The 12,536-nt window shown below is 56.9% G+C and carries 1 protein-coding gene; it reads right to left on the bottom strand.

The window, feature by feature from the left end; all coding sequences use genetic code 11:
* Positions 1-82: 82 nt before the first annotated feature.
* Complete coding sequence (locus R50912_RS17405; protein ID WP_052416443.1) at positions 83-12,520, bottom strand: SDR family NAD(P)-dependent oxidoreductase; 12,438 nt, start codon at positions 12,518-12,520, stop codon at positions 83-85.
* Between the last annotated feature and the right edge of the window lie 16 nt (positions 12,521-12,536).

Genomic DNA, 12,536 nt, shown 5'->3' on the forward strand with positions numbered 1-12,536 from the left:
ATCAGCGTATAGCCCTGCTCGGGGTCTATCTCTCCCCGCTTGATCTGCTCCAGAATTCTGCCCATTTCCAGGTTTGCGTCACTCATCGTAGGCCCCCCATCCACTGTTCCACTTCCGCTTCGCTCATCTCTCCGGCCTGCAGCCGGGTCAGCAGGTCAACAATGGCCTCCTTGTCCTCTAGCGGAACTTCTTGCACCGGTGTGTTTTTTTCCAGCTTGAACGCATGATCAATCTTGGGCTTGTTCCCCGCAGCAACTATGATATTGCCGCAGCCCGCCTGGCAGATGGCTTCAAAAGCCCGGATGCCCGTATCTTCATCCATCATGCTCATGCCCAGGTAGCTGGAATAGAATGCCGACTCGCTATCGGGAATTTCAAATCCCCCGTCCTTCCACAGCGGCCAATTGACCGAAATCGTCTGGCCCTTGCGCTTCCCTTGTGACACTGATTCATTTCTGAGCTGTGCATAACGGTCCATGAAGCTGTTGGCCATGGCATAATAACCGACGCCCAGATCACCCAGCTCCACCGAAATGGAGGAAAAGAGGATCAGAAAACCGAGATCAAAATCCGTACTGAACAGGTCCAGGTGGATCAAGCCTTGTACCTTGGAATTCATGATCTCCCGGCCTGCCGCGCGGTCCGCTTCCGTTACGGGTACTGATCCGCCTTGGCCTGCACAGTGGATGATACCGTCAAGCACGCCGAACCCGCTTTTGATGATGCCCATGATCTTCTTCACATCCCCGGCGCTTGCGATATCGCCCTGAAGATAACGGCCCTCTCCTCCAAGCCGCTCCAGCTCCTCCATGAAGACATCCGTCCGCTCACTTGCCGGCTGTCTGCCGGTGCAAATAACGGTGGCCTGGTAAGTGCGGGCAAGATATCTGGCAAAAATCATACCCAGCACGCCTGTACCGCCCGGAATCAGATACACACCGTTTTCTTTAAAAACAACGGTGCTTGACACGGCTGCCTTCCTGCCGCCAAGCTCCAGCGGCTTAATCTTGCGCACCTGCCGCTGTTCTACGGTATAGCGGATATCCGTATGACCTGTGTTCTCTGAAGAGAACAGCTCCTGATAAAGTCTTTCCTGGAAGCCCACACCGCTGATTGTATGGTCATCCGCCGATACGCTGGCAATCTGGAACTTATGGTGCAGCGTTACAATCGACTTCGCGAAGCTGGTAAGCAGTTCATGAGGAGCCGAGAAGGCTCCCTGGTCTGTCCGGTAGATGAACAGCAGCTTCAGGGGCTGCTGTCCGTACACCTGAACGAAGGCTTTAAACAGTGAGACGACGGAAAATACGCCGTTCTCCAGCATCTCTGTCAGCACAGGCTGGATCATGTCATCACTTAGCGCAGTCAGCCGCAGCGGCGCTGCCGTTCCTGCCCACTGATGCAGGACATGGGTGGCGTCAAAGCCGCTCTCCCGCAGCTCCTGCAGCAGTCTCACATAATCCGCTTCCCTCTGCGGGTTAATCGCCATATGATTTCCCTGACGTGCCCGGTATTCCGTATGCGGTGTAATCCAGACGCAGCCGTCTGCTCCGCTTGGCATCATGTGCAGCGGCGGATGAGCGGCATCCTTATCACCGTTGCCCCCGCCGCCTGCCGGTTCGCCAAAGATCAGAACATTCCGCCGCTCTGCACCCATTACCGGGACAAGCGCTTCATTCTCATAGACCGGAGTATAGTAGAATATCTCCTCCTCCGGGCGACGGCCTTCCGGCTTACCGGCAAACGGCCGGACGATGAAATCCTCGATTCTGACCACTTCATGGCCGTCCAGGTCGAGAATGGCAATATCAAAAATGTTCAGTCCCTGGTTGTTCTCTCCCGGCTGCTCCTTCACCCGGGTGTACACATAGCAGTCGGCAGGAATTGGTGCGAATATCCCGATGTTCCCCATCGAGAACGGAATGTGCGTGGCTCTGCCTGCTTCATCCCTGCCTGCGGCCACCGAGCGTACCGCCCCGTCGAATAACGCGGGGTGAAGTACAAATTCAGGCAATGCGGCTCTGTAGGCCTCGTTCAGGGACAAGCGGGCCAGCGTCTCTTCCTTCCCGCTCAGCACCTCTTCTGTCACCTGGAAGGAAGGACCGTAATCGAACCCAATTCCTTTGAATACATGCTGGTAGCATTCGTATTTATCCTTGCGGCCCGGGCAGCGGCCCTTGATTCCATCCAGGTCCAGGCTCCGGCTTCTCCGGGATGCAGGCACCTCAGCGAATTCCAGAACGCCTCTGGAATGCACAACCTTGCCGCTCCGGGCATTACTGAAGATTTCATAATGCACGGCCTCCCCTTCAGGCTCCAGAACGATATCCAGGTCCATGGAATCCTCTGTCATCACCACCGGCTTCAGCCAGACAATGTCCCGGACCGCGCTGACTGTGGCTTCGGCTGCAATTTCACCTGCAGCTCTGGCCATCTCAATGTAAGTGACCCCGGGCAGCAGCATCTGCTCCGCAACGATATGATCCCGCAGGTAGAACTGCTCGACAGAGAGCCGCTTGCGGAACCGCTGCTCGCGCAGTGTGGAGATATTGACATCCACCAGCGGGTGCAGCGGGTGCAGAGAGAGCAGCCCTTCAGGCATTAGACCGTTCTCCGCTTGTCCGTTCGCTGCAGTTACAGCTATTCCTGTGCTGATGCTGCCCGTGTTCTCCAGCCAATATCGTTCTCTGGCAAAAGGATACAGCGGCAGGGAAACCTTCTGCGGCTTATAGCCTGCAAAGAGCAGACTCCAGTCAATCGGCGTGCCGAGGACCCATAGCTTCGCAATTCGTTCCAGCTGATTCTTGCGGGCCAGCGCGGCGATATAAGCAATGTCCTCGGGGTCATTCCCGAGAATGGCGGCTCCGTTCGTTAGCGCCGCAGCTGAATTGCCTTGGTGTACCCCTTCGTGGACAACACCGTCCGCAATAGCTTGCAGGGCTGACTTCAGTTCATCCAGTGTCGAGGCGGCAAAAGCCAGCCGTTCCTCCATTTCCTCCCGGCCCGTGCTCAGCGTGTAGGCGATATTTGCCAGTGTGTATTCTCCCGTAAGCGGTGCTTCCAGGAAACTGTGCAGCTCATGAATCTTCTCCATGAGTCGTTCCCGGTTCTTGGCGGACAATACGATCAGCTTGCTTCCGGTAATTTCTGCAGCGGCCTGCGCCGGTACGTATTCTTCGGCAATCAGGTGCACGTTGGCTCCGCCTGCCCCGAAGGAGCTGATGCCGGCTCTGCGCAACTCTCCGCTGCCCGGAGCTTGCTCCCAGCGGTCCAGGCTGCGCTGCACATAGAACGGTGTATCCTCGAAATGGATACCGCTGTTCAGTTCCTCCGTATGAATCGACGGTGCCAGCATCCGGTGCTTCATCTGCAGCATGACCTTGGCTACTGAGGCAATCCCTGCAGCAGATTCTAGATGTCCGATATTCGATTTGACCGAGCTGATCGAGCAGAACTGCTTCTCGTCCGTGTACTGGCCGAACGCCTTGGACAGTCCGGCAATTTCAATCGGGTCGCCCAGTGAGGTCCCGGTACCATGCGCTTCGAGACTGGTGATTGTTCTGGGATGTACGCCCGACTTGCGGAGGGCCTCGGCAATAGCCGCAGCCTGGGCACCCGGATTCGGCACGGTGTAGCCGCTGGTTTTACCGCCGGAATTCACTGCCGTACCCTTAATGACTCCGTAGATATGATCTCCGTCTTCTATGGCCTTGCTGAGCGGCTTGAGCAGAACTGCGCCCACACCTTCACTGGCCACATAACCGTCTCCGCCTTCGCCGAAGGCCCGGCATTTGCCTTCACTGGAGGCGAAGCGCTGGCTGCACAGGAACACGTATTTGTTGCGGTGGATCGTCACATTGACGCCTCCGGCAAGCGCAGCCTCGCTCTCACCGCTGCGGATACTCTCGCAGGCCAGATGAATCGCGGTCAGCGAGGAGGAGCACATGGTATCAACCGCCATGCTCGGCCCCTGGAAGTTGAACAAGTACGACACCCTGTTGGCGATGGACGCGAAGGACGAGTTAGGCGCTACCAGATTGCCTGAGGCGTAGCCTTCCGTCCCGATAAGCTGATAATGGCCATACATGACGCCGACAAAAACACCGACCTTGGAGCGGGCGAGCTTCTCACGGGTGTATCCGGCATCCTCAACGGTGTGGTAGGCGCATTCCAGAAACAACCGTTCCTGCGGGTCCGTCAACTGGGCATCCCGCGGTGTCATCTGGAAGAATAACGGATCGAATTTGTCCACATCGTCGATAAAACCGCCGTATTTGGTATAAATTTTGCCCTTCTTGCCCTTCTCCGCATCGTAGTCACGCATGTAATCCCAGCGGTCAGCGGGAATTTCGGTTATGCAGTCCCGGCCTTCCCTCAAGTTATCCCACAGCTCGGAAATATTGCCCGCCATCGGGAATCTGCCGTCCATGCCGATGACCGCGATATCCATACCGCCGTTGTTCACCGCGTTTCTTACCGGCGGTGCAGCTTCCCCTGCCTTCGGCAGGAAGCGTCCGCCCTGCGCTGCGGCACCAGAGCGGCCGACAGAATTGCTGCTGTGCATTTGCACTGCTGCACTTGCCGCAGCCTGCGGATCTACTGACAATTTCACCGCCTCCGGGTTCTGCGGCTGCTCAAGCTTCAATAGGGAAGCAAGCTGTGCTCCGTAATGCCCGGTGAAGTAACCGGCAAGCGATTCTACCGTGTTATATTCGTAAAATAATGTGGTCGGCAGTCCGCTGAAATCGCGCTGGAGCGACTCATTCAGCTCCAGAATCATGATCGAATCCAGACCAAAGGCATCCAGCGGTGAAGCCTGGCCGATCCGGTCCTTGGAGATGCCCAGAGTCTTGGCAAGCAGGCTAACAAGATAAGCCTGCGTCCGTACCAGCAGTTCCCCGCTGTCAACGCTGCTGCTTGCTGATTGCGCCGCTGTCGCCGCCTGACCAGCTTGACCAGCTCCGCTTATACCGAGCACCCGGGCGATTTTGTGCGGATCGCCGTAGCCGACGAAGGCCTGCACGGCATCCTCTTTTAGCACAGCCTCCAGAATATCCAGGCCTGTTCTGCTGTCCAGCAGGTGCATGCCATAATAATCGGCCAGCACCTGCTGCTGGGCTGCGGCAACCTGATATCTTCCATCCTGCCAGAGCGGCCAGTTGATGGATACGGTCTTGCCCTGCCGCTGATGCTGTGCGGCAAGACGGTCACGATAGACGGCAAACCGGTCCATGAAGCTATTGGCAGCCGCATAGCTGCCCGCTCCCATATCCCCGATCTGTGCAGAGGTGGACGAGAACAGGATGAACAAATCCAGCGCTTCCTCCTTGCTGGCCAGATCCAGATTCAGGGTCCCGTTGACTTTGGGGCCGAGAATGCGGGCAAAGCCTGCTTTGCTGCTCTCCGCTGCCTTCACCGTCTCGCCGATTCCGGCACAATGAAGGATGCCGTTAATCCCGCCGAAGCGAGCTTTGGCTTGTCCGATTAACCGGACTGTACCGCCCATGTCGGCAATATCGGCCTGAAGGTAGACCGCTTCTGCGCCAAGACCCGCCAAATGCTCCAGCTTCGCCTGAATTTCCACATCCACCTGCTGCCTTCCGGCCAGCACCAGCCTGGCTTGAACCGTAGCGGCCAGTTCAGCCGCCACCAGCATGCCGAGTGCTCCGGTGCCGCCGGTAATAATATAGACACCGCCTCTGATGAACCTGGATTCCCCGGCCTGGTGAAGCATGGGCTGCGGAAGGAGCTTCCGCAGATAACGTGCTCCGCCGTCGTATCTGATCTCTGTCCCGCTGGCAAGCTGCGGCGGCAGTAATTCTTGAACCAACCGCTCTGCAGCTTCTGCTGGTGCCGCTGCATTTAGCTGAACAAGACTCAGTTGGAACAACGGATGATCGGCAGAGATCGAATGGGCTAATCCGGCAGCCATTTCATTCAGCGGCGTCAGCACATGTTCTGCACTGTCATAGGCATATAAGCATCTGATTCTGGACTTCGGCTTCGATGCTGACACCGCCTGCAAGAGATGCAGCAGGGAATACAGCCCTTGATCCATTTGCACCTCCAGAAATTCCGCCAGCCCTTCTTGCAGACTTCCCGTATCTTCCAGCGCAGCCCCAACCCCTGCACCGGCATCGGCATTCACATTCCAGCCATGCACAATATGCTGTAGCTCCACGCCCTGAGTGTTCAAAGCTTCCAGTAACCGGAGGTAATCCGCTGCCTGTCCCGGGTTGATCACATACTCTGTGCTGCTCAGCCGGGCATATCCGGCCCCGGTCTGAACCTGAATACAGCGGTCTGGCGCCAAGCCTTGCTGCGTAGCCTGGCCCCGGATAGAACCGGCCAAAGCCGCTGAGCCGAACACCACAATTGAGGACAACGCAGCGGATTCCTGCGGCAGACCAGCTTCTACCCATTCCGGAGCATACAGCGATAAACCGGCAGCTTGCCCGGGTGCGGCTCCTTTGGCTGTGGCGTACTGCTTAATCGAGAATCCAAACAGCCGCACAACCTCCCGGCCTTCAATATCTGTAATCCGGATATCATACTTCCGCGTTCCCTCATCATCCGTGCCGGTTGCCCCCTCTGCGGTCTTCGCATAGGCGTAGCACTGCCGGGGAACCTCACCGACCAGCTCCATACGGTCCAGGGCGAACGGCACCCGGAGTGTCAAGTCCTCATCGCTGCGGTTGCCTGCCCAGGAGAGCGACCGCACCGCACCGTCAATGATCGACGGATGCAGCACATAGTCCGCGTAATCCGCTTCTAGATGCTCCGGCAGAGAAATTTCGGACAAGCCCTCCTGTATAGAGCCATAAGCAGTCTTCGTCACCCGGAAGGAGGGGCCATAATCGAAGCCGACGCCCTTGAAGATATGGTCATAACACTGTGCATGATCGAAGGTGGATGTACTTCTCTCCTTGATCATCGCAATCTCCAGCGTTTGGGCGGAAGCCGGTGTCTCCTGCAAAATAATCCCCGAGGAGTGCAGAACGCGCTGATCCCCGGCTTCACTGAACACCCGGTACTCCAGCTCTCCTGATTCAACAAGCCGGAAAGAGGTGTAAATTTCCTTCCGGTCTACCTCCAGCTCCGCGGCCTTAATCCACCGGACATCCTTCAGCCCCGTTACCGGGGTGATTCCCGCCAAAGCGGCAGCAGCTCGTACCATCTCCAGATAGGCTACACCAGGCAGCAGAACCTTCCCGCCAACCACGTGATCCTTCACAAAAAACTGGTCCAGCCGCAGCACTGTTCGGAATTTCTCCTCTTCCATAGTGGAGACATTGCTGTCAACCATCGGATGGAGTACGGCGGCAGCCGCTTCTGCGGAAGACAGCTTGGGAGCGATACGGCGTGTATTTTTACGGACCCAGCAGATTTCTCTGGCAAAAGGATACACCGGCAGCGGAATGCGTCTGCCCTTCCGGTTTACATACAGGCTGCTCCAGTCCACCGCCTCTCCGGAGGTCCATTGTTTCGGCAGCTCCGAAAGCTCCAGGGCTGTAACCGGCTGCGCCGATAAGCGGTCTACGGCTTTGGCGGACAGCGGTGGTGCAGCCGCAGGCTGTGCGGACACCTGACCGTAGCACACTGCATAGGCTTGTTCCGGCCCGGCGAGGCAGCTGCGCAGAATGTTCACCAGCTCCTCCTTGCCGGTGGCGGCAAAAGCCATCCGCTCCGCCATTTCTTCTCTTCCTGTCTGCAGCGTGAAGGCGATGTTATGCAGCGTAAGCTCTTCCTTATCACCATGAAGCGTCAGGTAGCTTAGAAGCTGCTGCACCTTTTGCTGAAGCTGGGGCTTGGTCTTTGCGGACAGAATGATCACGTTACCCTGCCCCGACTCCCCGGATTGCCCGGAACCGGAGCCAGAACCGGAAGAATCCATGGCGGCTGCAGGCGTATAATCCTCCAGTACCACATGGGCGTTCACCCCGCCGAAGCCGAAGGAGCTGACCCCCGCCCGTCTTGGCGCATCTTCAAGCGTTGTCCATTCCTGCGTCTTCTCCACGATATAAAAAGGCGAATGCTCTAGCTCGATATAAGGATTCAGCTGGTTAAAGTGAACGTTCCCCGGCAAAGTCTTATGCTTCATCGCCAGCACAACCTTCAGGATTCCGGCAATGCCTGCGGCGGCTTCCAAATGGCCGATATTGGTCTTGACCGCGCCCAGTCCGCAATACTGCTCCCGGCTCACCGGGATTCCGTGTCTGTGATACAGCTCTTTAAAAGCGCTTTTCAGCGCATTGATCTCCACCGGGTCACCCAGGCTGGTACCGGTGCCATGCGCTTCGATATAACCGATAGTATCCGGGGGAATGCCGGCTTTATCATAGGCTTCCACCAGCACCTCTGCCTGCGCCTTCGGATTCGGCACCGTCAGCGAGCTGACCTTGCCGCCATGATTGATCGCCGTTCCTTTGATAACCGCATATATATAATCCCCGTCTGCTTCGGCCTGGCTTAACGGCTTCAGAAGAACTGCTCCTGTACCTTCTCCGCGCACATAGCCGTTTGCGCTTTGATCGAAGGTTTTGCAGCGTCCGTCCGGTGACAGCATGCCTGCACGGCTGAAGGAGATGTGCAGGGTTGGGGCGGCAATCACGTTCACACCGCCGGCAATCGCCTGTTCGCAGTCGCCGTTCTGAATACTCTCCACCGCCCGGTGCACGGCCACCAGGGAACTGGAGCAGGCCGTATCAATCGGCTCGCTTGGTCCGCGGAAATTGAGCAGGTAAGAAATCCGGTTGGCGAGTACGCAGTGAGAGCTGCCTGTGGAAGAATAAGCTTCAATCTCGATGTCGTTATCCTGCAGAAGAGTGCTGTAATCATTCGTAGAGACCCCGACGAACAGCCCCACCTTCTTGCCTGACAGCGCCGAAGCCTTATATCCGGCATCCTCAAGGGTGGACCACACGGTTTCCAGGAATATCCGCTGCTGCGGGTCCATCAGATCGGCTTCACGCGGGTTAATGCCGAAGAAGCCCGGGTCAAACTTGTCGATGTCCTTCATGAAGCCGCCCCAGCAGGAGATCGGCTTGTCCGGGCCGCGGCCCTTCAGCCGGTTCAGTTCCTGAATATCCCAGCGGTCGCCGGGAATCTCCGAGATCAGATCCTTCTGCTGCCGCAGCTGGTCCCAGAATGTCTCCAGATCCCTCGACTCAGGCATAGCTCCACTGATCCCGACAATGGCAACCGGCTCGCGTTTGACGGCTCCGGCTGACTCCGGCTGAGGCAGCTTCCACCCTTGTCTGGTCTTCGTACCGGAGGTCCCCGCCTTAACCGGCCCATAATCAACAGTAGCTGCAGCTGCCTGCACGGCTCCTTGGCTGAAATATCCAACTAATTCGTCCGCATAGCTCTCCGCCAGATGGGCAGATAATGCACGGACCGTCGGATATTCAAAAAAGACCGCCGGTGTCATCCGCACCTGAAACGCATCATTGACCGCATTTGCGGCATCAGTGAACGTAATGGAACTCATACCGTATTCGCCCAAATCCTGATCGGGATGGATCACAGCTTCATCCAGCTTCATCAAGCGACTGATGACTCCGGTGATGGCTTGCTGAGTCTGCTCCAGTAATTCGGCCGCCAGATTCGCCCGGTGACCGGCTCCTTCTCCGGTTATAGCTGCACCGGAAGCCGCTGATTCAAGGCCAAGAATGCCGCTGATTTTCTTGCGGTTTGCCTGAAGCGGCAATATGTGTGGTACATTCCCGTTCAGGATTGCCTCGAAATAGCCTAGTCCCGCCGCAGTATCCAGCGGTTTCAGACCCACGGTATTCCGGAAGAACAAGAGCGTCTGTTCCTCTACCTGCATCCCCCCTTCTTTCCAGAGCGGCCAGTTGATGGAGATGGACTTTCCGTATCTGTGACCCGATCGTACCAATGCATGTCGGGATAGCATATATTCGTCCATAAAAGCATTGGCATACGCGTAATCGCTCTGCCCGGTATTTCCTGTGACCGCAGCTATTGAGGAGAATGCCGCTATGAAATCCAGCTTATCCTCCTGCGTTGCCTGGTCGAGATAGATCAGCCCCTGGACTTTGGCCCCAAGCACTTCGCCGGCCTGCTCCGCGTCCTTCACCTGGATAAGTGCATCGCGGGTGACTCCCGCCGCATGAATGATGCCATGCAGACTGCCGAACCGGCTCCTTGCTTCGGCAACAGCCGCTGCTACTGCCTGTTCCTGCGAAATATCCGCCTGCACGTACAGCACTTCTGCACCGAGCTTCTGTAAACGGATGATTTGCTGTTCCTGCTCCGGCTGAAGTACGGATCTGCCAATCAGCACAAGCTTGGCCTGAACCTGCCCGGCAAGATGCTCCGCCACAATCAGCCCCAGCTTGCCCAGTCCGCCTGTTATGAGGTAAACGCCCTGTGGCCGGAGGATATCACGCGCGGCTTCCTTCTCGGGAAGAGCGATCTCCTTGAGTGCATGAACATATCTTCTGCCCTGCTGGTACAGCACTTCATCGTCAGCCGAGCGAACCTCGGCGGCAACCATCCGGTACAGCTCCTCCGTGCTGGCCTGTCCGGTGAACAGCGTGCTGAAATGCAGCTTGGAATGTTCCAGCTTGAGCGTTTTGTTGAAGCCTCTCAGTGCTCCAAGCTCCGGTAGTACAGCCTCTTTCTCCCCGCCCTTGCATAACTGGATCACCCGGGTATGCCGGTTTTCCTGGCCAGCCATCAGCGCCTGCGCCAGATACAGCTGGTGCAGATATGCCCCCGCGGCAGCGGCCCCGGTTGAAGCAGCAGTAACCTCAGGTTGTTCATACACGATGGTCTCCAGCGTACAGCCTCTGCTCTTCAATTCACGAATTAAGCGGGCATAATCGGCCGGCCGCTCCGGGTTAATCCGGTAATGCGTTTCTCGGTCCTGATGGTACTCTGCACCGGCTCCCACTATAGTTAACTGGCCCTGATCAGCCCGGCTTTTGGCCTTGGCAAATTCCTTGTATAGCTCCGGCTGCCCGGTAAATACGAGTACATCGCCTTGAATAGTATGCTGCTGCGGAAGGGACGTACCGTTCTCCTTCCACTCATAGGCAAAGCTCATCTCCTCTGTACTCTGCTGTCTTCCCTGATGGAAGACCTTCAGTACAAAGCGGGTGAACTTCAGCAGGACCCGGCCCTGCCCGTCGGCCAGCACGACGTCGAACTCCTGGTCACCGCCGGTATTGGCGGACTCCCGCTTTTTCACATAGGATACACAGCTCGCCGGCAGGGTCCCGAAGATTTCCAGCTTGTCAAAAGAATACGGCAGAGCCACCGCACCCTCCAGTTCTTCCTGAGAGCTGACCAGACCGATGACTGCTTCCAGTACTCCGTCAACCACGGTGGGATGCAGTGTAAATTCCTTGAAGCCTTCGCGTAAATGTGCAGGCAGTTCGATGAAAGCTAACGCTTCTGTCTCCCCCGCAAACATTTCGGTTATCGACTGAAAGGACGGGCCGAGCAGCAGCTGATGTTTTCTGAACTTGTCATAGATTTGGGTTCCGCTGATGCGCGTCTTCCCTTGGCTTAACGCGGTAATATCCAGGGTGTCCAGCAGATTACCAGACGGTTCTTCCGCTGTATAACTGATACTGCCCTGGCTATGAACGACCGTATTTCCTTCGGACAGGCTTGTAATCTCGTAATCTAGTTCAGCTTCCGCTTCTCCCGGATATAGGCGCACCTGCACAGTCTTAGCGGCTTCGCCGTCCTCCAGTTGAATCGGGTAAGCCCAGACAACACCGGTTATCCTGCGGACCGTTGTACCCGGCAGTGAAGCAGCCGCAGCGGACAAAGCCATCTCCAGCTGGACCACACCAGGATGCAGCTTATGTCCGGATACGATATGATCGTTCAGGTAGAACTCTGTGCCCGTCAGCTTTTTCGCAAAACACTGTTCATGCACCGTAGACTGGTTGCTATCCAATACCGGGCTTATCGCTTGTACCGCAGCGCCTCCTGTTGCAGCTAAAGGCGCTGCGGTGTTCAGCTCCAGCCAATACTGGTGTTTCTGAAACGGATAAGTAGGCAGCGGTGTTTTGTTATATTGGCGATCGCTGTACAAGACGTTCCAGCTGCAAATGCAGCCTTCCATATACAGTCCTGCGGCCTCATCCAGCGCTTGCCGGGAGACTGGAGCCCCACTTGTCCCGTCAGCTATTCTTTTCCCCACTATCCCGTCCAGCCTGCGCTGATCCTCACGCCCGTTCTGGTTTCGCCGCAGCACACGGGAGGCGCTGCCCGTATCCGCAGCAAGCGCCTCATGGGTGCGCAGCAGCTCCGTTTCCAGCTCCTGCAGATCGCCGGCAATCACGGCCGCCCGCTCGGGAAAGTGGCTTCTGCCGACGGATAACGTGTAGGCGATATTTCCGACATCCGTGCTGGCATCCGCCTCTTCCTTGATCCACTCTTGTAGATCCGCAAGTCTCCGAATCAGGCCCTCCCGGGTCTTGGCTGAAAAGAGAAACAGATAAAAAGGGCGTTCGCCGCTATGTATGCCATTATTGCTCATCTGTTTAGCCTCCACT

Source organism: Paenibacillus sp. FSL R5-0912 (assembly GCF_000758605.1).
Classification (GTDB): domain Bacteria; phylum Bacillota; class Bacilli; order Paenibacillales; family Paenibacillaceae; genus Paenibacillus_AQ.